Raw genomic sequence first — 24542 nt, forward strand, 5'->3', positions numbered from 1 at the left:
TTCCCTATAACTTTCTATTTTTACACTCGATGAAAGGAACCGTTTATTTAATCGGTGCAGGTCCCGGCGATCCCGGGCTATTGACGCTCCGTGGCAAGGAAATTCTGGAAAAGGCCGACGTGGTGGTCTATGACCGCCTGGTTTCGCCTGCAATTCTTGGCATGTGCAATCCGAAGGCCAAGATGGTGGACGTGGGCAAGATGCCGACGCACCATAAGGTCAAGCAGTCCGAAATCAACAGACTCCTGGTGCAATTTGCTTGCGAATTTCCCGGCGGTGTGATAGCGCGCCTCAAGGGCGGCGACCCGTTCGTATTCGGACGCGGCGGTGAGGAGGCTCTTGAACTTGTTTCTGCCGGTGTCGAATTCGAGGTTGTTCCGGGAATTACTTCCGCCATCTCCGTGCCTGCATACGCGGGCATACCCGTAAGCCATCGCGGGATTGCGACGAGCTTTCACATCATCACCGGCCATGAAAAGGCGGATGGAAGAACGTGTCATCCTGAGCGGAGCGAAGCGGAGTCGAAGGATCCAGGCCAGAATCTCTCTCTTGACTTCGAGACTCTCGCGAAGTGCCCCGGCACGCTCATATTCCTGATGGGCGTCGCCAACATGGATTTTATTGCCCGCCGGCTTATGGAATGCGGGAAGGACCCGAAAACTCCGCTCGCCTTTATCGAGAAGGGCACGACTCCGTACCAGCGCACCGTCATGGCGACGCTCGAGACTGCGGGGGAGACGATTGCCCGCGAAAACGTGACTGCCCCCGCGATTACGATTATGGGTGGCGTCGTGGAACTCGGGCAAACGCTCGCGTGGAAAAAGAACTTGCCTCTTGCCGGCAAGCGCCTCGTGGTGACCCGTGCCGCAAAGCAGGCCAGCGGGATTACCGCACGCCTCACTGCCCTCGGCGCCGAAGTCATTGAAACCCCGATGATTGAAACCAGGGATGTCATCCCCGCGACTTCATCTGTCATCCCCGCTGTCATTCTGGAGGGGCAAAGCCCCGATAGAATCACGGGGATCTCCTCAGCCGATTTCAATGCCCTCGCGAATTTCGACATCCTCGTCTTCACGAGCACGAACGGCGTGGAAAGTTTCTTCAGGCAGCTGTTCGCCGCAGGTTACGACGTGCGCGTGCTTGCCGGCAAGAAGATTGCGAGCGTCGGCAAAATTACCGAAAAGAAGTTGCTTGAATACGGCATCCGCTGCGACTACGTGCCCGAAGACCACACCGGCGAAGGATTAGGTCGTTTGCTGGCTTCGCTCCTGGTGGACCATTCCCGCATTCTCCTTCTGCAGGGCAATCTCGCTGACGATACCCTGCTCAAGCTGCTCCCGCAGGCGACCCGCTGGGTGGTCTACGAGACGCTCCCGGTCGCTGAACTCCCCGAATGGAAACGCGAGGCCGTTGTCGGCGCCGATGCCGTCGTTTTCGCGAGCACCAGCGCCGTCGAAAATTTCTGCAGTGTCATCCTGAGCTATACGACACTAGGGGCTTCGCCCCTTAGTGGCAGTTATGCCCTTTGGGTAGGAGAGCGTAGCTCGGAGTCGAAGGATCTTAATAGAGAATCTTTGACTACGCCTGCTTCTTGTTTTCCCCGTCTCGCATTCTGCATTGGCCGCATGACTGAATCTGCCGCCCGCAAGCACGGATTTGAAACCGTCACTTCCGACGAGACGACGATGGACTCCCTCGTAAAAAAGATTGTGGAGCATTACAAAAAAGAATCCTAATCCCACACTCCACATTCCACACCTCACACTCCACATTGTATGAAAGCTATCCTGATTATTGCACATCATTGCATTTTGCCTGGGGCCTACAAGGGCTTTGAAGGTATTTTGGACAAACTTCATCATGATTTGCCCGGTACGCGTGTGGCAAGCACGAGCTTGCTCGATTTGGAAAACGACCTGCGCACGCTCCTCCGCGAAGATGTGGAATCGGTGACGCTCCTGCCGTTCCTGCTTTTAAACGGCCAGCATACGAAAAACGACGTTCCCCGCGTGGTCGCTAAGCTACAGGAGGAATTTCCGCAGATTCCTATAACGCTTATGCCCTGCCTCGGCGACTGGAAGGAATTCTCCGACATGGTCGTCGCCGGCATCCGCAGCGCTCAAATAGACGATAGAACGCCCGCTGACACGGGCTACAGACGAAAGACGAAAGAAAATAATGGCATTGCTGAAGAAAATCATCTTTCGTCGAAAACATCAAGCCTTTTCTCCATCGAACTGAATCTCGAAGGCCGTAACGTTCTCGTTGTGGGCGGTGGCCGCATTGCACTGCGCAAGGTCAAGACGCTCCTCCCGACGGGAGCCCACATCACCGTTGTTGCCCCGCAGCTCGATCCTGAATTTACCACAATCCCGTCTATCGTCTTGAAAAATCGTCCCTACGAACCGCTCGACCTTCGCGGAATATTCATGGTCTTTATCTGCACCGACAAGCCCGCTGTCAATGCACAGGTCAGCAACGATGCCCGTGCCCGCCGCATTCTGGTCAACAACGCCTGTGATTACCTTGATGGCGACTTTATCGTGCCCGCCCGCATGGATTTCGGCGAAAACATCGCCGTGACCGTCTCCACGCAGGGCCGCGCCCCCTCGCTCGCTAAGCAACTCAAGCAGAAAATCCAATCCGAATGGGCCGAAGGCCTCGAACAGGTCGAGCGCGATTTTTTACATTAAATAGTAATCATTCCACATTTCACATTCCACACTAGATATGATTATCCGTCCTCGTCGTTTACGCAAGAATGAAACTATCCGCAACATGGTTGCGGAAACCGCAGTGAACCCCGATTCCCTCGTGTACCCGATGTTCGTGGTCGAGGGGGAGGGCGTCAAGGAAGAGATTCCGTCGATGCCCGGCCAGTTCCGGTTCTCCATCGATGAAATCCTCCAGGAACTCGAATCCTGCGTCATCGCGGGCATCAAGTCCATCCTCCTGTTCGGCATTCCCGATTCCAAGGACGAAATGGCGACTTCGGCTTACGACGACGATGGCATTGTGCAGCGTGCGGTGCGCTCCATCAAGGCGAAGTTCCCCGCGCTCTACGTGATTACGGACGTGTGCCTTTGCGAGTACATGAGCCACGGCCATTGCGGGATTATCAAGGACGGCGACGTGGATAACGACCCGACGCTCGAACTCCTGGCGAAGACTGCGGTTTCGCACGCGCGTGCGGGTGCCGACATGGTTGCCCCGAGCGACATGATGGATGGCCGCGTAGCTGCAATCCGCGAAAAACTCGATGCGAACGGTTTCGCGAACACCCCGATTATGGCTTACAGCGCGAAGTTTGCAAGCGCCTACTACGGCCCGTTCCGCGATGCGGCGGATTCCGCCCCGCATTTCGGCAACCGCAAGAGCTACCAGATGGACGTGCGTAACGGTCGCGAGGCTATGCGCGAGGTGGCCCTTGATATCGAAGAAGGTGCCGACATCGTGATGGTGAAGCCCGGGCTTGCCTTCCTCGACGTGCTACGTGCAACGGCCGAGATGAGCGACGTGCCTGTCGCGGTCTATAACGTGAGCGGCGAGTACTCGATGGTGAAGGCTGCCGCGAAGATGGGCTGGATTGACGAGAATTCCATCATCCGCGAGAACCTGCTTGCAATGAAGCGTGCCGGTGCCGACATCATTATTACCTACCACGCGAAGGAAGCGCTGGAAAAGGGATTGGTATGAACCACTCCTTGAGCGAAAAACTTTTTGCAGAAGCCAAGAACCTGATGCCCGGTGGCGTGAACAGCCCGGTGCGCGCCTACGGTAACGTGGGGGCCACTCCTCCGTTTATCGCCCGTGCGAAGGGCTGCCACATCTACGACGTGGACGGCAACGACTACATTGACTACGTGGGCAGCTGGGGCCCGATGCTCTTGGGCCACGCGCACGATGCGGTGATTGCCGCCGTTGCAGAAACGGCGAAGAACGGCCTCAGTTTCGGGGCTCCGTGCGGGCTCGAATCCGAACTTGCAAAACTCGTGATGAGCCTCGTGCCGAGTGTCGAGATGATACGCATGGTGAACAGCGGGACCGAGGCGACGATGAGTGCCATCCGTGCTGCCCGCGGGTTTACCGGTCGCGACAAGATTGTGAAGTTCGAGGGCTGCTACCACGGCCATAGCGATAGCCTGCTTATCAAGGCGGGCTCGGGCATGCTCACTACGGGCAAGCCGAGCAGCAAGGGCGTTCCGGCGGACCTTGCCAAGTACACGCTCACGCTCCAGTACAACGATGTGGCGGGCGTGAAGGAACTTTTCGATAAGATAGGCGACGAAATCGCTGGTGTCATCGTGGAGCCTGTGGCAGGGAATATGGGCGTGGTGCCCGCGAAGCCAGAATTCTTGCAGACGCTTTCCGCAGAAACTAAGAAGCACGGTGCGCTCCTGATTGTGGACGAGGTCATGACGGGTTTCCGCGTGGGTATCCACTGCGCGCAGGGCCTTTATGGCATCAAGCCCGACCTCACGACTTTCGGGAAGATTATCGGCGGCGGTATGCCCGTAGGTGCATACGGCGGCCGACTCGACGTGATGCAGCAGATTGCACCGCTCGGCGGTATATACCAGGCGGGTACGCTTTCGGGTAACCCGGTCGCGATGGCGGCGGGGCTTTCCACTATGCGTGAACTGCATACTCATCCGGAGTACTACGTTCACGCCGAAGCGATGACCAAGCGCCTGATTACGGGCCTCCAAGATGCGGCAAAGTCTGCGGGTATCCCGCTGGCAGCAAACCAGGTGGGTTCCATGGGGTGCATCTTCTTTACCGAAGGCCCTGTGGAATGCTTCGCCGACGTGCAGAAATCCGACCTGGAACTTTTCCGCAGGTACTTCCTTGGGATGCTAGACGAGGGCATCTACCTTGCCCCGAGCCAGTTCGAGGCAATCTTCGTGAGCGCCGCGCATACGGAAAGCGACATCGACCGTACCGTCGATGCCGCCAGGAATGTCTTCAAGACTCTTTAGGATTCTGCGCCGCTAGAGCCTTGCGTCGACTTGTCATCCCCGGCTTGACCGGGGATCTTTTGTTCGGTGGTCTGTTCCGCCTTTTGCGCTTCGGCATCCTTGTCGCGGATGGTGGCGCGGCGAATCTTTCCGCTAATCGTCTTGGGCAGTTCCGTCACGAAGTCGATGATGCGCGGGCTCTTGTAGGATGCCGCGACGTTCTTTGCGAAAAGTTGCATTTCCTTCGCGAGTTCCTTCGAGGCTTCGTAGCCCTTCTTCAAGACGACGGTCGCCTTCACGGCCTGGCCGCGGTCCTTGTCCTCGACGCCCGTCACCGCCACTTCAAGGACGGCGGGGTGCTTGTGGAGCACTTCTTCCACCTCGAAGGGGCTGATGCGGTAACCCGAACTCTTGATGAGGTCGTCGGTGCGGCCCACGAACCACAGGTATCCATCCTTGTCGCGGGTGGCGGTGTCGCCCGTATGGTAGACTCCGCCCTCGAACACCTTCTCGGTGCGTTCCGGGTCGCGGTAGTAGCCGCCGAACATGCCGAAGGGTTTCCCCTGGTCAATCTTGATGATGAGTTCGCCCACCTCGTCGGTGGCGCAGGGCTTGCCTTCGGCGTCCACGATTTCCATGCGGTAGCCCGGCGAGGGCTTTCCGATGGAACCCGGACGCGGTTCGTTGAACCCGAAGTTGCCTGTCGTGAGTGTGAGTTCCGTCTGGCCGTAGCCTTCCTGCAAGCGGATTCCTGTCTGCTCGTAGAACTTGTTGTAGATGTCGGTGTTGAGCGATTCGCCTGCGGTGGTGCAGTACTGGAGGCTAGAAAGGTCGTAACGGCTCAGTCCGTGGTGCAATATGTAGCGGTAGACGGTGGGCGGCGCGCAGAACGTGGTCACCTTGTATTCCGCCATCTTTTCGAGCAGCTTGCCCGGGATGAACACCTTCATGTCGTAGGTGAACACTGCGCTACCCGCAATCCACTGCCCGTAAATCTTGCCCCAGAGGGCCTTGGCCCAGCCGGTCTCCGCGACGGTGAGGTGCCTGCCCCCGTCCACTACGTGCTGCCAGTACTTTGCCGTCACGATGTGGCCGAGCGGGTAGGTGAACGTGTGCGCCACCATCTTCGGGTTCGAACTCGTACCGCTCGTGAAGTACACGATCATGATGTCGTCGTTGTGGGTCGCCTCTTCGCCTTGCGGGCGCGGGAACTTCGCGGGGTAGATTTCGTAGTCGTCGTAGAAGCTCACCCAGTTCTGGCGGGCGGTCTGGCCTACGGTCACGAGCTTTTCGACGGACGGGCATTTTGTTTTTGCCTTGTCCACTTCCTTTTGCAGCGAGGGTTCGTCGTAACTCACGACCATCTTGATTTCGGCCGCGTTGAAACGGTATTCCAGGTCTTCTTCGGCGAGCATGTTCGTCGCGGGTATTGCAATCGCGCCAATGCGGTGGAGCGCCAGGAGGAAGAACCAGAACTCGTAGCGGCGGCGCAGGATGAGCATCACGCGGTCGCCCTTCTTGATTCCCTGTTCGCAGAGGAAGTTCGCCGTGCGCATGGAGGCAAGCGAGAGGTCCTTGAACGTAAAGATGTGGTCTTCGTCGTTGTCGTCGCACCACACGAGGGCTTCGCGCTTGGGTTCGGTCTTCGCGTATTCGTCAACCACGTCGTAGGCGAAGTTGAAGTTTTCTGGGATAGTTATCTTGAAATTCTTGTAGAGGTCCTCGTACGAATCGAATTCGATACGGGAAAGAAACTTGCTTAACATCATGTTCGAATCCTGTCGTATTGGTTTTAGAGATCCCTGTACATGATTTTTTCTCGCATGGTGGAAACGTAGCGCACCATGTTCAGAATACGTTTTTCGCCGATGGTCCTGAAATCCTTGTCGTGGAACACCAGGCGGTGCGTGCCACCCGGCAGGAGCATGCGGAGGCAGGCGTAGGTCTGCACGATTCCGAGCATTGCGGGCGGGTAGATGGAGAAACTGAGCGGCCTTGACTTGGTCTTCTTGATTCCGTTTTCCGTCTTCTGGTAGATGCCGTGATAATCCTCGTAGTAGTCGAAGATGTCGAGGGCGAGGTTCTTGAGGTATTTGTTGCCGAACCAGATGGGCGGAATGAACCCGGAGGGCTTTTCGGTGCCGTGGGCGTTCCAGAGGGCGAGGCTACGCTTGAGGAGCGTCTGCGTGAGTCGCTCGTTCAGGCCGGCGAATTCTGCCTCGTTGTTCGAAATCCAGAGGGCGAACTTTCCCTGCAGGCTACGCTTGATAAAGAGGTCTGCGCGGTGGCGTGCCCCGTGGAGCATAATCTCGTAGCCTTCCTTCACGAACTTCTCGAGTTCTTCGCGGAATTCGTCCGCCTCGGATTCGGGCACGGCCCCGATGGAGGGCACGACTGCGATGCTGATAGGCGCACCCGCGGCGTCCGCGAGTTTACGGATTTGCGTGCGGGCCCTCTTGAAGTTGGTCGCGCTGAAGCTGTGGTAGCACAAAATGAACTTTTTCTTCTTGTGCTGGTTCGCTTCGGCTGCCTGGATGTCGAGGATGTCCTTGTTTTGTTCCATGGGGTTACCTACTTGTCCTTGTTGGAGGTGAAGGATTCTTCCTCGAGTTTCTGAGAAATGAAAAGGTGATAAAAGAAGAACAGGATTGCCGTCAGTGCGGAAATCTTGAGCCACGATTTAAACAGCCAGTCGGACATGGTCCACTCCTTGGTTCGGTGCGGTACAACGCCCGCACTCTAACCGAAAAATACATAATTTGGCCTGGAAAAGCGCGATTTTTGCGTTATTCCTTGAATTTCTTGATGACAACCACACCGTTGTGGCCTCCGAACCCGAGCGATGCGGAAACGGCGACGTCGATGTTGCCTTCGATGCCCTTGTGCGGCACGTAGTCGAGGTCGCATTCCGGGTCGGGGTTGTCGAGGTTGATGGTCGCGGGGTAGAACGAGTTCTGCACGGCGAGTGTCGAGATGATTGCCTCGATGACGCCCGCGGCGCCCACGCAGTGGCCGGTCATGCTCTTGGTGCTCGACACCTTGATCTTGTAGGCGTGCTCACCCAGTGCGATTTTCAGCATCTGCGTCTCGGTGAGGTCGTTCAGGTGCGTCGAGGTGCCGTGCGCGTTGTAGTAGTCCACGTCGGTAGGCGCGATTCCGGCATCCTTCAGGGCGCGGGTCATGGCTTTCGCGCAGGTTTCTCCACCCGGGCGCGGGCTCGTGATGTGGTATGCGTCCGCAGAGGCGCCATAGCCTGCGAGTTCCGCATAGATCTTTGCCCCGCGGGCCTTCGCGTGCTCGAGTTCTTCCAGAACCATTACGGCACCGCCTTCGCCCATGACAAAGCCGCTCCGGTCTTTGTCGAATGGGCGCGACGCCTTCGTGGGGTCGTCGTTGAACTTGTCGGTGAGGGCGTGCATGCCCGCAAAGCTCTTGATGGAGTATTCCGTAATCCCGCTCTCGGAACCGCCGGCAAGGCACACGTCGAGCCTGCCACTGCGGATGGCGTCCAGGGCGACCCCGATGGCGTCCGTGCCGGAGGCACAGGCGGTGCAGACCGTGTGGGCGAGTCCCGTAATCCCGAGTGCAATCGAGACGTTCGCGCACGCCTCGTTCGGGATGAGTTCCGGCATGGCAAGCGGCGAAACCCTGCGCTTGCCGCCTTCGATATACTTGTTGTACGTTTCGTCGAGCACATCCATTCCCGAAAGGCCGTTCCCGGCGACGATGCCCGTGGTATCGGCGGCGAGCTCTTCGCGGGTAAGCCCCGCATCCTGGACGGCCTCGTTCGCTGCCCCCATCAGGAACTGCGTGAAGCGTGCCATGCGGCGGGCTTCCTTCGGGTCTATCCCGTGTTCCTCGGGCTTGAAGTCCTTGATTTCTGCGGCAATCTTCACCGGGCAGTTGCTGGCGTCGAACAGCGTGATGGGGCCAATCCCGCACTTGCCCTCGCGGATGGAGTTCCACATGTCGGGGACGGACTTGCCTACGGGGGTCACGGCGCCGAGGCCGGTAATGACGATTCTTCTATTCATGAAAACCTTTGATTATTGTTTTTTAACGCGTAAAAAATAGTTTTTTTGCCGTTTTTTGAAAATTTTTTAGAGTGTTTTCGTCTTGTACAACAAAAAAAACAAATTTTTTAACGTTTGTTAAGTTTTTTTATTATATTCTACACACACGAAAATAAAAAAAGGACGTGATTATGAAAAAACTTCTCCTCCTCGGCGCAGCTTTCGCTGCAGCTTCTCTTTTCACAGCCTGTGAATCCTCTGATACCTCCGATGTCACTTCTTGTGAAATCAAGGTTCTGGGTGTCAGCTATGCATGTACGGAATCTTCCGACGCTGCTGTCGCAGATGTGTGCAGAGACGTCAAGGAAGAATCCATGGGCTTGGGCGAAGGCACTATCGGTTCTGGCTGCCCGGGTGGCGCTGTGAAGACCTGCACTGGCACGAGCGACGGCATTACTGGAACGTTCTTCTTCTACACCTCTGCCGCTAATGAAGCTACTTGTGAAGAACTTCTCTCGGATGAAGAAGATTACGATGACGAAGACGATTACGGCTTCACACCGGACGATGACGAGTACTACATGAAGGCGCTCAAGAAGGCTGCCAAGAAGTAAGGCTTGTTGAACGAAATTGAGGCCCGGCTTTGTCCGGGTCTTTTTTTATATTTGGGCAAAGAGTCTTTAACAAAGGATTGGATATGAAGAAGGTTTTGGTTGGACTGCTGGTTGCCGCTGCCGCTGTTTTCACTGCCTGTGGCGATGACGATTCCTCGAGCGCTCCCGAGAGCACGTATTCTTGCAACGTCGACCTCGATCTTGGCGTTCTCGGTAACATTCACATTTGTGCGGAATCCTTTGACCAGGCCAAGATTGAGAGTGCCTGCGGTAAGGCGAACGAGATGGCCAAGGCTCTTGAATCTATCGAGAATGCGGGCACGCTGGGTTCCGTTTGCCCTGGTGGCGCAAAGAAGGTGTGTGAAGGTAAGCTTAGCGGTGTGCCATACACGGCCTATTTCTACGAGGAAGATTCCGCAGAAGAATCTTGCGACGACCTGCTCGCCGGTGTTGACGGTTTCGGTTTCTAGTTCTTGCTGTTTGCTCAACGACCATTTTATTTTAGGTAAATATGATAGTATCTTGGATGACCACCAACAAGTGTAACCTGACCTGCAAGCACTGCTACCAGGACGCGGGCGAGAACAAGGCTGCAGAACTCACGACGCCGGAGGCCCTCAAGCTGATTGACGAAATCGCGAAGGCGGGGTTCAAGATCATGATTTTCAGTGGTGGCGAGCCGATGACCCGCCCGGACATCGTGGAACTGGTCACGCACGCCTCGAGCAAGGGACTTCGCCCGGTGTTCGGTACCAACGGTACGCTCATCACGCACGACCTGGCCTTTGAACTCAAGAAGGCGGGCGCCATGGCGATGGGCATCAGCATCGACAGTATCGACCCTAAGCGCCACAACGACTTCCGCGGGCTCCCGAACGCCTTCGAACTCACGATGATGGGCATCGAGAACTGCAAGGCGGCGGGCCTCCCGTTCCAAATCCACACGACCATCATGGACTGGAACCAGAACGAAATTTTTGACATCATGGACTGGGTCAAGGAAATCGGTGCAGTGAACCACCAGATTTTCTTCTTGATTCCCGTGGGTCGCGGCAAGGAAATTGAAGGTCACGCGCTTCGCGTTGCCGAATACGAGGGACTCCTCCGCAAGATTATGGAAAAGAGCCGCACGCTCGGAATCCCTGTCAAACCCACATGCGCCCCGCAGTTCCTCCGCATTGCAGACCAGTTGGACATCAAGACGCGCTACAGCCGTGGCTGCCTTGCGGGCATAGACTACTGCATCGTGAGCCCCATTGGCAAGGTGCGCCCCTGCGCCTACATGATGGAAGAAGCGGGTGATGTTCACAATACGCCGTTCGACGAAATCTGGGCCAATGCGGACGTGTTCAAGAAGCTCCGCACCAAGGCTTATTCCGGTGCCTGTGGCAAGTGCAAGTTCAACGACCGCTGCGGCGGTTGCCGTGCCCGTGCCGCCTATTACCACGACGGTGACTACATGCAAGAAGACTCCTACTGCGCGTATGGGAGAGGACTTTAATAGTTCAGAGTTCGGAATTCAGAATTCAGAGATGAAATATGAAATGTGAAGATTTAATAGAAAAAAACAACTCCGAACTCCGACCTCCGAATTCCGAATTAGACGAAAAATTCATGCGCATGGCGCTCCGCGAGGCGGAGAAGGCTTTCGATGAGAAGGAAATTCCCATCGGTTGCGTTATCGTTAAGGACGGCGTGGTGATAGGGAAGGGCCACAACCAGATAGAGATGCTGAGGGACGCTACCGCCCATGCCGAAATTTTATCCATCGGAACCGCCGCGGGCAAGCTCGAAAACTGGCGCCTGGACGGTTGTACTTTGTATGTAACGCTCGAACCCTGCCCGATGTGTGCGGGGGCCATCCTCAACAGCCGCGTTTCCCGTGTGGTGTACGGGTCCCCGGATACCCGCTTTGGCGGTTGCGGCACGACCATAGATGTAATCTCGAACAACGCCCTCAAGCGCGAGGTCGAAGTTGTGGGCGGAGTGCTCGCTGACGAGTGCCTGGGCCTGTTGAAGGCCTTCTTCCAGCGGATGCGACTTGAAAAGGGCGATTCTGGCAACAAGGGCCCCCAGAACTAAGTTCTGTGGGCAGCCAACTGCCAACTATTTACTACATTCAAGGTATGAATTTTATCAAATTTTGCGCTTCTTCTGCGGCGCTCCTTTTCTTGTGTTCTTGCGATAGCAATGAAGTTTCCCTGGCGTTCAATACCGAGAACGCTCCCGTCCAAAAGTATTTCCTGGAATCCTCGCTCGATGCCATGCTCCCGAGCGATTCCGGCGTAACCGTCCCCGAGGCGATGGAAACGCACCTGAAGGTGCAGGCCACGCTTTCCGAACTGGTTGCCTATGACAATGGTTCGGGCCGTTTCGAGATGAAAATTGATTCTGTCGAGTACAAGAGCGACAAGCGTACCGTGGAAGACTACCTCTACATCCAGAAGTACCTGCTCACCCAGCATTTCCAGTACAAGATGGCTCCCGACGGTTCCGTGAGTGAACCTGCTGTCGAAGACGTGGCTCTCCAACCGGGTACCGAGGAACTCAACCTGCTCAAGCTGTTCATGAAGGTGCAGCCGATTCTTCCGGGCACCCCCACGAAGGTCGGTACCACATGGGAACGCGAGGTGCAGATTCCCGAAAGCGGCAAGACGACCTCGGTCTACAAGTCGTTTACGCTCGAGGAAGTGTTCATGCACGATGGCGCCCAGATGGCAAAGATTGGTATGAACGTCAAGTACCGCGAGGTTGCAGATTCCAGCGCGAACGTGCAGATGGAAAGCAAGGGATTCATTGTCGGTACGGGTTCTATCCTGTTCGATATGACGCATGGCGTTATCTCTACGGTGAATCTCGGCCTTCAGGGCCACGTGAACGTGACGGACCTCGTCGCGGGTAGCGTCATTCCCGACATGCACATCCTCCAGAAAATCAAGCTGAGGGGCGAGTTCTAATGTTCAGGTGCGGTTTAAGGCAAGTCATTTGTGGTACGCTTCTGCTGGCAGTCGCGGTTATTGCGAGCGACATGCCGTTCCCGCACCCGGAGAACGGCGCGGTCCGCTTGACGGAGAAGGACAGCCCTTACGTGCTTGAACAGGGAATCGTGATTTCTGCTGCCGACACGCTGTTTATTGAGCCGGGGGTTACCGTGCTCATGGGTGAATACGCGAAGATTACGGTCCGCGGTCCGGTGCATATCCTCGGCAGCGAGTCCAAGCCGGTCGTGTTCCGCAGTGCCGATTCTAGCGAGAGCTGGAACGGGCTCCATTTTGTTTCGACGAACCGCCCCTTCGAGGTCAAGAACTTCGTGGTAGAAAACGCATTCCGCAATACGGTGTTCCGTTCCCGCGGCATTTTCGAGAACGTGAAGTTCGTGAACAACTACTACGGCCTCTGGGTCGACGACGTTCCCGAGGTGTTTCTCGCGCGTTGCGATTTCGTGCGCAACAGGTTCGCGCTTTCTGTCCGTGCGGGCAAGGTGATTTCTGCTGACACGAAGATTTCGGGCAACGTCTATGGTCTCTACCTGGAAGCGGGCGGGGACTTCAATGGCGACAAGTCCATGATCAAGGACAATCTCGAATCGGATGTCCGCAAGGAATCCGATGAACTTGCGGGTAGCGGCAAGCGCGTAAGCCGGAGCGTCTGGCACCGCATAGAGACTGGTTTCTAAGGGGTAGATGTGGAAGAATCGTTCCGTCGTTCCATACGCAAGATGACCGGTGCAAGCATTCGCCTGAATGCCTGCCCGAACCGTTCGTCTATGGTGGCGGAACTTTCGCAGTCCATGATGGTTACCTGGTCCATCGCCTTGTTCGAACACCTCGACGCGATGCTCAACAACCTGGACCCTTCTGTAGGCAATTCCGAGCAGATATCGTTTAGCGAGACGGCGTGGAAACTTGCGGATACGAGCTTCCCGCAGATTGCCGAAGCGGCGAACAAGCTTTATGACGAGTTCCGTGCCAAGTGGATGCAGCGCTTTTCGACCGACGAGGTCTTGCGCCTGCTGCTTGAAGGCGGCGACTTTATCCATCACGACGAGGAGAAGGGCTGGGCCCTTACGGTCAAGAACAACAAGCAGGATATAAACGCTTTCTATTCTGCGACCATACACCTGCTGGTGAGCGATGCCGAACCGCTGTTCGTGCGCATGCACGGCCGCGTGATGCAGCTGCAAGAAAAGTTGTGCAAGTACTGGCATTCCGAGAGTGCCGTGGATGCGGTATCCAAGTTGCTCCCGTGTCTGGAATCCTCGCTCCGCGACAAGGAGAACGCGATGATTACGTCGTTGCGTTCTTCGCTCAATGTGCTTGCCAAAAAGCGCTTTGCGCTTGCCTTCACGGGCAAGGGGCCGCAGCGCTATTACCGCAGCGCCGCCTCTTGTGCGCGTAATGTGGGCAGGTTCTGGAACCCGCACTACGCCTACGAGAACGGCTTCCTCGCTTTTACCGATGAATTTTGTGACTACGCGCGTGACTTGACACTCTATATTATAGATTGGTATCACGACAAGTGGTCTGTTTTCCTCCGCGGGTTCTCCCGTGGTCAGTTGAACTTGTTTGAAACAACGGCCTCGGCCGAGGCTAAAAATTAAGGATAAACATGAAGAACGCATATAACTCGATTCTGGTTCTTACCGTCGTCGGACTGCTTGTACTGGTTGCGGGCGCCCTCTACTTCGGAGCCCCGCTCTTCGGCTGGATTATAATGGCGGCAATATTTGCAGTGTTCATTATCGACCAGTTCAAGTTGCTTTCTGCTCTCAAGAGTATCCGTTGCGAAGAAGCCGAGATAGAATCCTGCGAAAGGTCGGGCATGTATGCTGTTGCCGGCGAAGGCATTGTGGCGCGCCGCCTCAAGCTTGCCCGCGACCTGATGGGCAAGGGCGTGCGTCTTGATTCCGCGATTGCGTTCGAGGTGCTTTCGAACAATGCGACCGTTTCGACTCCGCGCAGCTCGGGCGGTACGGTGATTCTCCTCGGCCTTATGGGTACGTTCTTCGGCCTCATGTATTCTGTCGCTACTGCGGGTGTTGCTATCGACAATTCCTCCACGCAGGGCACGCTCGATACCATCCAGGTGCTGTTCGGCAACATGAAGGGCATTTTCGGTACTAGCCTTTGCGGCCTGTTTGCTGCCCTCGTGCTCGGCGCTTCCCGCGGGCTGTTCCTGAATTCGCGCGATGCATTTATCGCTCGCCTCGATACGCTTACGCTTGGCCTGCAGGGCGAATCTGCGGGTGAGAACGAGAAGAGCAAGGATGAACTTGGTCGCCTGTTCGATTCTGTCGAGAAGAACCTGTCCGCTGTGGCCGCTTCTGTACAACAGGGGCTGAATGGTATTGTTTCCAAGGTGGGCGAGGAACTTTCTTCGACAACCGCCAAGCTGAATTCTGACCTTGGCTCGATGGTTGCAAAACTGGAAGGCACGCTTGGCAACCTGGGCGGTACTGTGGGTGCGGATGTCGCTAATGTGCTCAATCCGCTGAACGACTACATGAAGAACCTCCAGACTTCCGTGGAATCCTTGCCTTCCAAGCTGGACGAAAAACTGAATGCGATTTCTTCTGGCCTGAACTCCAGCCTGGATACAATCTCTGCAAGCGTGAAGGATGGCCTTTCGGGCGTTGCCGCATCTACCGAGAAGTCGATGGATGGCGCGGTAAAGAACATCGCCGAATCTGTTGCCGCTCAGGTCAAGCAGTCCGACGACCAGTGGAAAACCTTTATGGACAAACTCGCGTCCGAGACGAGCGCGAATGTGGATGCTCAGAAGGAAGGCCTCGAAACGCTCAAGAACGTGGCTCTCCAGGTGGCAGAGAAGGCGCAGGCGGGTTCTGCCGAACTTTCGCAGTCCGTTGCCGAAAAGCTCAGCGCGCTTTCGACCGATATCCTCGCCGCGTTCCAGAAACTTTCCGATACGTCCGCCGTGCTGCTTGAAGCCCAGAAGGCGCTTACCGAGAGCATTGACAACCGCGTGGTGAAGGAGAAGGAAGCGACCGACGCGCTTGGCGGAAACATCGTGGAAACGGCAGAACTCATGCGCGTGAACCAGAGCGAACTCAGCGCGAACCTCGAAATGCTCCGTGCGGGCCTCGAGACGATTCTCGAAAAGCTCAGCGGCGATACTGCCGAACACGAAGACGAAGAGAACTTTGTGGAACACCTCAACCAGTCTCTGGAAGCGTTCCACGAGCGTGCAAGCGAAGTGCTTATGGAAAACGCGGTCAAGACTCAGGAAATCCTCCTGGAGGTCCTCGAGCAGACGCAACGCGCCGCAAGGCAGGCAACCCCGAAGGCAGAGGGCTAAGGTATGCGCTTACGTCGCGAAGAAGGCAGCAATCCCTGGATGGCCTATACCGACTTGGGCATCGCGCTCGTGTCGCTGTTCATCCTTGCGTTTGTTGCCATGGCTACCCTCAAGGAGCAGAAGGCGGAAGACCTTACCCGCACCGAGGAAGAGGTATTGAGCTGCCAGGAAGAAATGCGCAAGATTGCCGCCGAACGCAATGCGCTTTTGGCGAAGAGCCTGCAGACCTCTATCGAGGCGGGCCTTATCGCGCTCGAAGACGGCAAGATTCAGATTCAGGCATCGTTCCTTTTCCCGACAAACGGCGCCAAGCTCACTACGGAAGGCGAGGGTGTTATCAAGGGAATCAGCAAGGGCCTGCTCGACGCGCTCGATACGGGTGACGTGATTATGGTGAGCGGCTTTACCGACGATATCCCGTTCAGCGGGTCTACCACCTACACGAACTGGAACCTTTCTACCGAACGTGCCGTGAACGTGGTGAAGATGCTTATCAAGGAAGGGTTCCCTTCCGACCGTATATTTGCAGCGGGTTTCGGCGAATTCCAGCCCAAGTACCCGAACGATACCGAAGAACACCGCCGCCTCAACCGTCGCGTAGAAATTGGCGTTACTCCGCTTAGACTGGAGAAGCATTGATGCAGGAACGCGTTGATTCCATAAGGCGATCGATTGATTCTATCCGCAAGACGGGGACGATGCCGCATTGGCGCATGGCCTATGCCGAAAATCTCCTGACGCGCGCGGGTGAATACATTGCCGTGGATCGCGAACCCGAGGCACGCATGGTTTTGGATAAACTAGCGCGCTGGGTGGAAACGCATACCCCGAAGGTGGCAGAAAGTTCCGCGATGGAAAAGAACCCCATGATGTTCTGGAATGCAGACATGCTCCGGGGTATAATCACGCAGGTTCGCAAAACGCTTACCGACAAGAAGATGCTCGTGCCTTCCATGGAACGGGATGCCATCTCGCGTCGTTTGGACCTGGTGGAAAAGTGGATTGCGGAAAACAACATTCTTGACGCTCACCAGGAACTGCTTGCGCTCCGCGGCGCTCTGATTGCTCGCCTGCGCCGCTCGTACAGGGCGCGCCTTGCCTCAAGCGATTACCGTTCCGGTACCTTCGTGCAGCCCGCGGGCACGCTTGTGGGCCCGTACAATGCCCGCCATACGCTCGAAGAAACGTTCCAGGTGGTGGGTGAACGCGACCCGATTTGGGTAGAAGACTTTCTGGATATTTACAACGACCTGTTCCGCATTGTGGAAAGGCTCGTGCCGCAAGACAAAAAGTAGGGACCTGCGCGGGTGAACTGCGCCAAAGGTGGGAGGCTTTATGGAAACGAGATTCTTGATGCGCTTTATCGGGAGCCGCACCGAACTTGCCCAGATATGGGACGAGATTATGGAGCAGTTTCCGGAGGCTGACCTGCCCAGCGAAGATACGGGAGACTGGTACACCGTCAACGACGTGATGGTCGACGAGTACGAGTGCCGTTTCGAGGAGTTGCCCGAAGAGGAGCTCATCGCGATGGATGGAAGCCTGCTTGTGGAAGAATTCCCGGAAGATTTCCTTACCGACCTGATGGAACGCTACGAGCGCGTGTACGGCGTGTTCAAGTGGGCTTCGATGGATGTCGGGGTGGGCTGCGGCGAAAGCGAAGGTTGGGGTGAGTTTACCGCAGACTTTGTAGACGACTACTCCGACGAGGCGAACGAAATCTCCGAAGCCGTCCTCGGGTTTTAATTTTTTGCGCCGATAGGCGCCCACGCAAATAATCCGCTCGTACCATAGTCTTGAAACTTGAATGAAGCGGATTATTAAGTGTCAGGAGGGTCTTAGGGAGGGCTTGGAGCCCTCCCTTGTCGTGTTCGCACGCTCACACATAGCAAAAACCGCCTGGACTTGCATCCAGACGGTTTAATTTTTGCATTTTCTAGTAACTAATAACTAGTGACTAGTAACTGCGGCGGAGCCGCTTACGTCTTGTCTTCGCCACGGAGCATGATGACCTTGCCCGTGCGGATGTACTCGACGATTTCGAACTTCTGCAAGAGGCTCTTGAGCGTGTCGACCTTCTGGCTGTTGCCCGTAATCTGGATGATCATCGAGGTGGCAGTCATGTCCACGGTATTCGCGTGGAAGTGGTCGCACAGCTGCAGGATTTCCGTACGCTGGTCGGGAGTGCAACGCACCTTGATGAGCGCGAGTTCTTTCTCGACGGCGTCCGTGCCGGTATGGTCCTTCGCCTGCACCACGTCCACGAGTTTCTCGAGCTGCTTGATGATCTGCATCAAGATTTCGGGATTGCCGTGTGCGATGATGTTCATGCGGCTGAAGTTTGGGTCGAGCGTGGGGGAGACAACGAGGGAGTCGATGTTGTAGCCACGGCGGGAGAACACGAGGGCGATACGCACGAGCACGCCCGGGCGGTTCGCAACCAACAAACTAATAGAATGTGCAATGTCTTTCATTTTTAAAACCTCCTGTTACGTCGATCCCGTGGGCTTTTCGATTTTTGCCTTGGGTGCTTCCGTAAGCATGGCGGTAAGCGGTGCGCCAGCCGGAATCATCGGGAACACGTTGTCTTCCTTTTCGCATTCGCAGTGAATGAGAATCGGGCCGTCGTTGTAGCTGAGCGCCTTCTGGATAACGCGTTCGGCATCGGCGGGGCGCTTGATGCGGAGCCCAGGAATGCCGTAGGCTTCGGCGAGCTTCACGAAGTCGGGGTTGCCCATCATGTCCACGCTGGAGTAGCGGTGGTCGTAGAAGAGTTCCTGCCACTGGCGCACCATGCCCAGGTACTTGTTGTCCATCACGAAAATCTTGATGGGCAGCTTGTGGATGGCTGCAGTTGCGAGTTCCGCTTCCGTCATCTGGAAACCGCCATCGCCGCTGAAGCTGAGCACCGGCCAGCCGGTCTCGTTACCGAATGCGGCACCGATAGCGGCTGGGAAGCCGAAGCCCATCGTGCCTGCGCCACCGCTGGAGTGCAACTGGCGCGGATAGTTTATATGGAAGAACTGTGCAACCCACATCTGGTGCTGGCCCACGTCGGTCGTGACGATGGCCTTGCCGCCGGTAAGTTCGCTTGCAGTCGCAATCACGTGCTGCATGCGGAGACCACCCTGCTTCGCGTAGGTGAGCGGGAAGCGCTTCTTCCAGGTCTGGCAGGTCTTGATCCATTCGGCGGTATCGAGCCTGTTCACCATCGGGAGCAATTGCTCGAGCACGAGCTTCGCGTCGCCGCACATGAACACGTCGGGCTGCAGAACCTTGCCTTCTTCGGCAGGGTCGATATCGATATGCATCTTTACCGCGTTCTTGCAGAATTCATCGAGCTTGCCGGTAATGCGGTCATCCCAGCGGCTACCGATGGAGAGAATCAGGTCGCAGTCGAGCACGGCCTTGTTCGCGTACACGGTGCCGTGCATGCCGAGCATGCCGAGCGAAAGCTCGTGATCAACGGGGAACACGCCGAGACCGAGCATGGTGCAGCACACCGGAGCGCCAATCTTTTCGGCGAGTTCGCGCACCTGGCGGCTGGCCCCGCTGATCATGGCGCCGTGGCCCACGAGAAGCAACGGCTTCTTGGACTTGCGGAGGAATTCCGCCGCCTTCTCGACGCTTTCTGCGGAGGCGTAGGTGGGAATCTTGTAACCCGGAAGGTCCATCTGGTCGGTGAACGGGGCGGTGCATGCACCTGCGGTCACGTCCTTCGGGAGGTCGATGAGCACCGGGCCCGGGCGGCCAGTGCGGGCGATGTGGAAAGCTTCCTTCATCACGCGCGGGAGGTCGTTGGAATCCTTCACCAGGTAGGAATGCTTGACGGCCGCGAACGTCATGCCGCTCGTGTCGCATTCCTGGAAGGCGTCCTTGCCGAGGTTCGGGGTCGTTGTCTGTGCGGCGAGCACCACGATGGGGCTCGAATCCATGAGTGCCGTGTAGATGCCGGTGAACGTGTTGGTGGCACCCGGACCGGAAGTCACGAGGGCGACGCCGACCTTGCCGGTCTGGCGTGCGTATCCGTCGGCCATGTGGGTCGCGCCCTGCTCGTGGCGGGAAAGCACTACTTTAATATTGGAATCAAGGATCGCGTCGAACATCGGGATGGCGGATCCACCGGGGTAGCCGAAAATCGTGTCGATGCCTTCGCGTTTGAGGCATTCGATAATCACTTCGGCACCATTCAAGACCTTGTTTGCCATAGATTTTCCTGGTTGAATTTGAAAGTCTGTTAAAAAGATTGATGAAAATATAGGTGTTTTTGTGCTTTACGGCAAGATGAATTTGCTGAAAATCTTAAAAAACTTTAAAAATTTCTGAAAACTTTTGACTTTTGTTTAGGCGTGCTTTGAAAAATGTTGAAAAATTTGCGTAATTTTTGCTGTGTTTTGAAAAATTATGTCTAAAAATTTGTGATTTTTCTAATAAAATTGTCTAAATGGGGTCGAATATACTTTGAAAACTTGAATATTTGCCCTGAACTGATGCCCGTGTCCCTCAAAATACGTCCCTTTCCCTCAATTTTACGCCATCTTTATAAAAAATATGCCCTTTTGGCCGATTTCCCGGTTTTCGGCGTTTATAGAAGTAGAGACTTCAACATAGACTTTCAAAATGGAGACTCTAGATAGACTACCTCAAAGGACTTCTCATGGAAAACGGACTAATCGAAACCGAAATTCTCCCGCGCGAAAAGCTCCAGCAATGCGGGGCGACGGCACTCTCGAACGAGGAACTTATCGCGCTCATTCTTGGCAGCGGCACGCGCGAAAGCAGCGTGTTCGAACTTTCGCGGCATGTTTCGGACTACCTTTCTTCGGCAACATCCATCCCGACGGTCGAGAACCTGCGCCATATCCGCGGGCTCGGTACGGTAAAGGCGACCCAGATTCTTGCGTGTCTCGAGCTTTCGAGCCGGTATATCCTCACGTCGCGTGCGGTTTCTGTCATTGCGCCCGAAGACCTGCTCTCGCGCCTTGCGGGTCTCAAGTTCGAGCAGCAGGAGCATTTCGTGGTGGTAACGCTCAATTCGGCGAATTACGTGATAAACGTGCACGATGTCACCTCGGGGCTCGTGAACCAGGCCCCCATTGCCCCGCGGGAGGCTTTCGCGAAGGCCATCGAGGACCGCGCCGTATCTGTCGTGCTTGCTCACAACCATCCCTCGGGTTCCACCGAACCTTCCGAACAGGACTTCGCGATAACCCGCTTGCTGTGTGCGGCGGGGAAGGTGCTCCAGATTCCCGTAATCGACCACATTATCGTGGGCAGGGGCGGCTACACCAGCATGTGCAGGCTCGATCCGGATATGTTCGAGAAGGGCGTGCGGCACGCGAATATCGATTCTTTGGCGGTCTAGAAGTGCTTTTTCGTGAAAAAAAAGCGGAAAATTGCTGTAAAAAATGCGAAACAAACGCCGAAAAGTGCGAAATTCTGTGTTTTTTGTCGCTTTTTGGGAGGGCGTTCAATATAACGTTTGTTAAAAAAATTATATTAATGGTAGTTTAGTTTAGGGATCACCCTGTTTTTTAAGGAGACTCTATGAAGAGAGTAGTAGCAGGATTGGCGCTCGCAATGGCCGTGCAGGCTTTTGCAGACCATCCGCAGACAATTAACAAGACAGGTTTTGTTGGTGTCAACAAGACTCAGTCCGCCCAGTCGCTCGGGCATTCCAAGTTGTCGTTCTACGGCTTGATGGATGCCACGACTGATGTGCAAAATATAGCCCCAGAAGGCGTTCGTGAAAGGTATACGGGTATGTATTTGCCGGCAGACCAGAACAACGGTATGCAGTATGGCCTCGAATATAACACCCTCATGCGTCAGGGCATGGTCGAAGACTATGTCGCCCTGGGCGCGCAGGTCGGTTTCGGTATCGGTATATGGCATTACTTTGACTTGGGTGTCGGCATCCCGGTCTACTACGACAAGTTTACCGTGAACAATACGGGCTGTCCGTACGATCCGTATGTTGGACCCAAGAATGAAGTTGGTCCGGATGGCCAGCCGATGGTTTGCCAGCAGGGCCAGATTTCCGGTACCAATATCGGATACATCGGCAACCTCAAGGCCGACTTGAAGATTAGGCTTCCGCTCCCCGAAGACCAGCCGGTCGACATCGCGTTCTTCGGCGAAGGCAACTTTGGTACGTCTAACCCTGAAAAGGACGGTCTCTGGATTCGTGAGGCCGAATTCATCAACAAGGGTGAACCGACTGATGGTGGCGGATCCGCCCAGGCTTACGGCGTGCGCTCTACCATCGCGAAGGGCGGTGTTGCCTTGACCCTCGACTTCGACAAGATTGACGCGGTCCCGTTCCTCATCCACGTGAACGGCGGTTACGTCTACTCGACGAACAAGAACTACCTTTCGTACCCGTACATGACTGCGGCCGCTGAAATCTACTTCATGGATTTCCTCTCGCTCTTTGCGGAATACTACATGATGTTCCAGCTGGATGAATACCGCGATGCCGTGAAGCTCGACGTGAAGGACCTGACTGGCGCAATCGTGTTCCACCTCCCGATTGGTCTTGACCTCCACCTGGGTGGTTCCTACTCCCTGGGTAGCACCGACATCGAAAAGTACACGACTGTCCGTGCCATGGAAAACAACAACCGCACCCTCGAGTACAAGACGACGATCAATCCCAAGTACAAGGTCTACGGCGGTCTCACGTGGAGCGGATTCCTGCTCCCGCAGGATCGCGACGGCGATGGCGTGACGGATGATGAAGATAACTGCCCCGACGACTTTGGTCATCGCCTCAACAAGGGCTGCCCGCTCGGCAATCCTGACGTTGACGAAGATGGCGTTTGCGATGCTTGGGTTTCCGAGAAGGGCTTCGGATCTGAATTCCAGGATGTGTGCGAAGGCATCGACGCTTGCCCGAACGAACAGGGCGAAGGCGAAGATGGCTGCCCGCTCGACGAACCGGACCCGGATGGCGACCATGTGTGCGACGCCTGGGTGTCTAAGAAGAAACTCCAGAAGAAGTTCAAGGACGTTTGCGAAGGCATCGATAGCTGCCCGACTGAAAAGGGTACTGTTGCCAACAAGGGCTGCCCCGAAGACAATCCGGACCCGGATTCTGACGGTATGTGCTCTCCGTGGGTGACCGACAAGAATAAGCTTGGCGATTACGCGAACGTCTGTAAGGGTTACGATATGTGTCCGGGCGAAGCCGGTCCTAAGGCCAATAAGGGTTGTCCGTGGGATGATCCGGATAGCGACGGCGACGGCCTCTGTGACGAATGGGTGACCCAGAAGAAGATGGGCTTCTACTTCGAGAAGGCTGCCGAAGACGACAAGATTAAGAACGAATGGTTCATCGAGAAGACCTGTAAGGGTATCGACAAGTGCCCGACCGAATTCGGTCCGGCCACCAACGAAGGTTGCCCGCTTGGCGACCCCGATACCGACAAGGACGGCATCTGTGATGAATGGGTGACGCAGAAGAACATGCTCGACCAGTACGACGGCATCTGCACTGGCATTGACAAGTGCCCGACCGAACCTGGTGAAGCATGGGCCAACGGCTGCCCGATGGACAACCCGGATATTGACGGTGACAGCCTCTGTGCCGACTGGGTTGCCGAGAAGAACATGCAGGAACAGTTCAAGGATATCTGCCACGGCATCGACAAGTGCCCGACCGAAAATGGCCCGGCCTGGAACAAGGGTTGCCCGGCCGAAGATCCGGATAGCGATAAGGACAGCGTCTGTGATGCCTGGGTCTCCAAGCAGAAGATGACTGAACAGTTCAAGGATGTTTGTACCGGCATTGACCGTTGCCCGGATGAAAGCGGCCCGGCCTGGAACAAGGGCTGCCCGGCTGAAAATCCGGACTCCGACGGCGACAGCCTGTGCGACGCCTGGGTTGGCAAGCAGAAGATGTTCGACCAGTTCAAGGATGTCTGCCACGGTACTGACCGTTGCCCGGACGAAGCCGGTCCTGAATGGAACAAGGGCTGCCCGATGGACGACGATCCGGATGCCGATAAGGATGGCGTCTGCTCTGAATGGGTGTCCACCAAGAAGCTCCTCAAGCAGTTCGAAGGCGTCTGCACTGGCCTCGACCGTTGCCCGGATGTTGCGGGTGATGACGGCCACGGCTGCCCGAAGAAGGCTGTCGAGAAGCTCACCGGCGTGACCTTCAAGCCGGGTAAGGCAACGCTCGAATCCAACGCCAAGAGCATCCTCAAGGCTGTTGCGAAGAAGCTGAACGAAGATGATAGCTACAAGGAACTGAAGATTGTTATCCAGGGCCACACCGACAACAAGGGTAAGGACAAGACCAACCAGAAGCTCTCTGAAAAGCGTGCTCAGGAAGTCATGAAGACCCTCATCAAGTACGGCGTGAAGAAGAACCGCATCAAGGCCGTGGGTCTCGGTGCAAGCTGCCCGATTGAGGACAACAGCACCGAAGACGGTCGCGAAATGAACCGCCGTATCGAAATGCACTTCGCTACGCCGGAGAACGACGGTACCAAGTGTGAGTCCGAGTTCCAGCAATAGAGTCTGATCAACAACTAAACTAAAATCCCTGGCCGAAAGGCCGGGGATTTTTTGTTGTTGGTCATCCCCGCGCGGGCGGGAATCTCTCATGTAGAGACTGAATTTGTAAAAATAGCAGA

Annotated in this window: 23 protein-coding genes; 17 read left to right on the top strand and 6 right to left on the bottom strand. The window is 55.8% G+C overall.

The window, feature by feature from the left end:
* Positions 1 to 29 precede the first annotated feature (29 nt).
* Genes cobA through hemL form a run of 4 tightly spaced genes read left to right on the top strand, consistent with a single transcriptional unit; the run spans position 30 to position 4979 of the window.
* The gene (gene cobA, locus BUB22_RS12790; RefSeq protein WP_254794749.1) at positions 30 to 1736 is read left to right on the top strand and encodes a uroporphyrinogen-III C-methyltransferase; all 1707 of its coding nucleotides are present in this window, start codon (positions 30 to 32) and stop codon (positions 1734 to 1736) included.
* Between the two features lie 39 nt (positions 1737 to 1775).
* Positions 1776 to 2693, top strand: coding sequence for an NAD(P)-dependent oxidoreductase (locus BUB22_RS12795; protein WP_073115689.1), 918 nt, complete (start codon positions 1776 to 1778; stop codon positions 2691 to 2693).
* A gap of 37 nt (positions 2694 to 2730) precedes the next feature.
* Positions 2731 to 3696 (top strand): porphobilinogen synthase, encoded by a 966-nt coding sequence (gene hemB / locus BUB22_RS12800; protein ID WP_072812632.1) that lies wholly within the window; start codon positions 2731 to 2733, stop codon positions 3694 to 3696.
* Entirely contained in the window at positions 3693 to 4979 is a 1287-nt protein-coding gene (hemL, locus tag BUB22_RS12805; RefSeq protein WP_073115692.1) for a glutamate-1-semialdehyde 2,1-aminomutase, read from the top strand. The genes hemB and hemL overlap by 4 nt, the downstream gene beginning before the upstream one ends.
* Here hemL and BUB22_RS12810 read toward each other — a convergent pair.
* From BUB22_RS12810 to fabF, 4 genes are all read right to left on the bottom strand, one after another.
* The gene (locus tag BUB22_RS12810; RefSeq protein ID WP_073115695.1) at positions 4976 to 6727 is read right to left on the bottom strand and encodes an AMP-binding protein; all 1752 of its coding nucleotides are present in this window, start codon (positions 6725 to 6727) and stop codon (positions 4976 to 4978) included. The two genes, hemL and BUB22_RS12810, sit on opposite strands and share 4 nt — an antisense overlap.
* Positions 6728 to 6750: 23 nt before the next feature.
* On the bottom strand, positions 6751 to 7521 hold the full coding sequence (locus BUB22_RS12815; RefSeq protein ID WP_073115698.1) for a polysaccharide deacetylase family protein: 771 nt from the start codon (positions 7519 to 7521) through the stop codon (positions 6751 to 6753).
* 8 nt (positions 7522 to 7529) lie between these two features.
* Positions 7530 to 7658 carry a hypothetical protein gene (locus BUB22_RS17195; RefSeq protein WP_255252241.1) on the bottom strand — a complete coding sequence of 43 codons (129 nt, stop codon included), beginning with the start codon at positions 7656 to 7658 and terminating at the stop codon, positions 7530 to 7532.
* 86 nt (positions 7659 to 7744) lie between these two features.
* A complete protein-coding gene (gene fabF, locus BUB22_RS12820; RefSeq protein WP_073115701.1) occupies positions 7745 to 8992 on the bottom strand; it encodes a beta-ketoacyl-ACP synthase II in 1248 nt (415 codons plus the stop codon).
* 170 nt (positions 8993 to 9162) lie between these two features.
* Here fabF and BUB22_RS12825 point away from each other — a divergent pair, with 170 nt between their 5' ends.
* From BUB22_RS12825 to BUB22_RS12875, 11 genes are all read left to right on the top strand, one after another.
* Positions 9163 to 9585: a hypothetical protein gene (locus BUB22_RS12825; protein ID WP_073115704.1), complete on the top strand. Its 423-nt coding sequence runs from the start codon at positions 9163 to 9165 to the stop codon at positions 9583 to 9585.
* A gap of 83 nt (positions 9586 to 9668) precedes the next feature.
* Complete coding sequence (locus tag BUB22_RS12830; protein ID WP_072812620.1) at positions 9669 to 10055, top strand: hypothetical protein; 387 nt, start codon at positions 9669 to 9671, stop codon at positions 10053 to 10055.
* A gap of 41 nt (positions 10056 to 10096) precedes the next feature.
* A complete protein-coding gene (nirJ2, locus tag BUB22_RS12835) occupies positions 10097 to 11086 on the top strand; it encodes a putative heme d1 biosynthesis radical SAM protein NirJ2 (protein ID WP_073115707.1) in 990 nt (329 codons plus the stop codon).
* Positions 11087 to 11124: 38 nt separating this feature from the next.
* Complete coding sequence (gene tadA / locus BUB22_RS12840; protein WP_073115711.1) at positions 11125 to 11667, top strand: tRNA adenosine(34) deaminase TadA; 543 nt, start codon at positions 11125 to 11127, stop codon at positions 11665 to 11667.
* Between the two features lie 44 nt (positions 11668 to 11711).
* Positions 11712 to 12542, top strand: a complete 831-nt coding sequence (locus tag BUB22_RS12845; protein ID WP_073115714.1) for a hypothetical protein — start codon at positions 11712 to 11714, stop codon at positions 12540 to 12542.
* Positions 12542 to 13261, top strand: coding sequence for a right-handed parallel beta-helix repeat-containing protein (locus BUB22_RS12850; protein ID WP_072812612.1), 720 nt, complete (start codon positions 12542 to 12544; stop codon positions 13259 to 13261). The genes BUB22_RS12845 and BUB22_RS12850 overlap by 1 nt, the downstream gene beginning before the upstream one ends.
* A gap of 9 nt (positions 13262 to 13270) precedes the next feature.
* Positions 13271 to 14185, top strand: a complete 915-nt coding sequence (locus BUB22_RS12855; RefSeq protein WP_073115716.1) for a hypothetical protein — start codon at positions 13271 to 13273, stop codon at positions 14183 to 14185.
* 8 nt (positions 14186 to 14193) lie between these two features.
* Entirely contained in the window at positions 14194 to 15900 is a 1707-nt protein-coding gene (locus BUB22_RS12860) for a fimbrial protein (protein WP_073115719.1), read from the top strand.
* A gap of 3 nt (positions 15901 to 15903) precedes the next feature.
* Positions 15904 to 16539, top strand: coding sequence for an OmpA/MotB family protein (locus BUB22_RS12865; protein ID WP_072812605.1), 636 nt, complete (start codon positions 15904 to 15906; stop codon positions 16537 to 16539).
* A complete protein-coding gene (locus BUB22_RS12870) occupies positions 16539 to 17195 on the top strand; it encodes a hypothetical protein (RefSeq protein WP_073115722.1) in 657 nt (218 codons plus the stop codon). The genes BUB22_RS12865 and BUB22_RS12870 overlap by 1 nt, the downstream gene beginning before the upstream one ends.
* 40 nt (positions 17196 to 17235) lie before the next feature.
* Positions 17236 to 17646 (top strand): hypothetical protein, encoded by a 411-nt coding sequence (locus BUB22_RS12875; RefSeq protein WP_072812600.1) that lies wholly within the window; start codon positions 17236 to 17238, stop codon positions 17644 to 17646.
* A gap of 233 nt (positions 17647 to 17879) precedes the next feature.
* Here the strand turns inward: BUB22_RS12875 and ilvN are convergent, their stop codons facing one another.
* Both ilvN and ilvB read right to left on the bottom strand, forming a co-directional pair.
* Positions 17880 to 18374 carry an acetolactate synthase small subunit gene (gene ilvN, locus BUB22_RS12880; RefSeq protein WP_072812598.1) on the bottom strand — a complete coding sequence of 165 codons (495 nt, stop codon included), beginning with the start codon at positions 18372 to 18374 and terminating at the stop codon, positions 17880 to 17882.
* Positions 18375 to 18389: 15 nt separating this feature from the next.
* Positions 18390 to 20108, bottom strand: coding sequence for a biosynthetic-type acetolactate synthase large subunit (ilvB, locus tag BUB22_RS12885; protein WP_073115726.1), 1719 nt, complete (start codon positions 20106 to 20108; stop codon positions 18390 to 18392).
* Between the two features lie 449 nt (positions 20109 to 20557).
* On the opposite strand from ilvB, the gene radC reads away from it, so the two are divergent.
* Complete coding sequence (gene radC, locus BUB22_RS12890) at positions 20558 to 21265, top strand: RadC family protein (RefSeq protein WP_072812595.1); 708 nt, start codon at positions 20558 to 20560, stop codon at positions 21263 to 21265.
* 182 nt (positions 21266 to 21447) lie between these two features.
* Complete coding sequence (locus BUB22_RS12895) at positions 21448 to 24423, top strand: OmpA family protein (RefSeq protein WP_139259000.1); 2976 nt, start codon at positions 21448 to 21450, stop codon at positions 24421 to 24423.
* Positions 24424 to 24542 lie beyond the last annotated feature (119 nt).

Origin of the sequence: Fibrobacter sp. UWCM (assembly GCF_900129735.1) — a bacterium.
Lineage (GTDB): Bacteria > Fibrobacterota > Fibrobacteria > Fibrobacterales > Fibrobacteraceae > Fibrobacter.

What these genes read in the sequence shown, in the direction of transcription:
- BUB22_RS12830 (WP_072812620.1), top strand. Translation starts at nt 9,669, where the DNA reads ATGAAGAAGGTTTTGGTTGGACTGCTGGTTGCCGCTGCCGCTGTTTTC.
- tadA (WP_073115711.1), top strand. Translation starts at nt 11,125, where the DNA reads ATGAAATGTGAAGATTTAATAGAAAAAAACAACTCCGAACTCCGACCT.
- nirJ2 (WP_073115707.1), top strand. Translation starts at nt 10,097, where the DNA reads ATGATAGTATCTTGGATGACCACCAACAAGTGTAACCTGACCTGCAAG.
- BUB22_RS12870 (WP_073115722.1), top strand. Translation starts at nt 16,539, where the DNA reads ATGCAGGAACGCGTTGATTCCATAAGGCGATCGATTGATTCTATCCGC.
- BUB22_RS12815 (WP_073115698.1), bottom strand. Translation starts at nt 7,521, where the DNA reads ATGGAACAAAACAAGGACATCCTCGACATCCAGGCAGCCGAAGCGAAC.
- BUB22_RS12865 (WP_072812605.1), top strand. Translation starts at nt 15,904, where the DNA reads ATGCGCTTACGTCGCGAAGAAGGCAGCAATCCCTGGATGGCCTATACC.
- BUB22_RS12850 (WP_072812612.1), top strand. Translation starts at nt 12,542, where the DNA reads ATGTTCAGGTGCGGTTTAAGGCAAGTCATTTGTGGTACGCTTCTGCTG.
- BUB22_RS12795 (WP_073115689.1), top strand. Translation starts at nt 1,776, where the DNA reads ATGAAAGCTATCCTGATTATTGCACATCATTGCATTTTGCCTGGGGCC.
- BUB22_RS12810 (WP_073115695.1), bottom strand. Translation starts at nt 6,727, where the DNA reads ATGATGTTAAGCAAGTTTCTTTCCCGTATCGAATTCGATTCGTACGAG.
- fabF (WP_073115701.1), bottom strand. Translation starts at nt 8,992, where the DNA reads ATGAATAGAAGAATCGTCATTACCGGCCTCGGCGCCGTGACCCCCGTA.
- hemL (WP_073115692.1), top strand. Translation starts at nt 3,693, where the DNA reads ATGAACCACTCCTTGAGCGAAAAACTTTTTGCAGAAGCCAAGAACCTG.
- hemB (WP_072812632.1), top strand. Translation starts at nt 2,731, where the DNA reads ATGATTATCCGTCCTCGTCGTTTACGCAAGAATGAAACTATCCGCAAC.
- radC (WP_072812595.1), top strand. Translation starts at nt 20,558, where the DNA reads ATGGAAAACGGACTAATCGAAACCGAAATTCTCCCGCGCGAAAAGCTC.
- cobA (WP_254794749.1), top strand. Translation starts at nt 30, where the DNA reads ATGAAAGGAACCGTTTATTTAATCGGTGCAGGTCCCGGCGATCCCGGG.
- BUB22_RS12875 (WP_072812600.1), top strand. Translation starts at nt 17,236, where the DNA reads ATGGAAACGAGATTCTTGATGCGCTTTATCGGGAGCCGCACCGAACTT.
- BUB22_RS12860 (WP_073115719.1), top strand. Translation starts at nt 14,194, where the DNA reads ATGAAGAACGCATATAACTCGATTCTGGTTCTTACCGTCGTCGGACTG.
- BUB22_RS12895 (WP_139259000.1), top strand. Translation starts at nt 21,448, where the DNA reads ATGAAGAGAGTAGTAGCAGGATTGGCGCTCGCAATGGCCGTGCAGGCT.
- BUB22_RS12845 (WP_073115714.1), top strand. Translation starts at nt 11,712, where the DNA reads ATGAATTTTATCAAATTTTGCGCTTCTTCTGCGGCGCTCCTTTTCTTG.
- ilvN (WP_072812598.1), bottom strand. Translation starts at nt 18,374, where the DNA reads ATGAAAGACATTGCACATTCTATTAGTTTGTTGGTTGCGAACCGCCCG.
- BUB22_RS12825 (WP_073115704.1), top strand. Translation starts at nt 9,163, where the DNA reads ATGAAAAAACTTCTCCTCCTCGGCGCAGCTTTCGCTGCAGCTTCTCTT.
- ilvB (WP_073115726.1), bottom strand. Translation starts at nt 20,108, where the DNA reads ATGGCAAACAAGGTCTTGAATGGTGCCGAAGTGATTATCGAATGCCTC.
- BUB22_RS17195 (WP_255252241.1), bottom strand. Translation starts at nt 7,658, where the DNA reads ATGTCCGACTGGCTGTTTAAATCGTGGCTCAAGATTTCCGCACTGACG.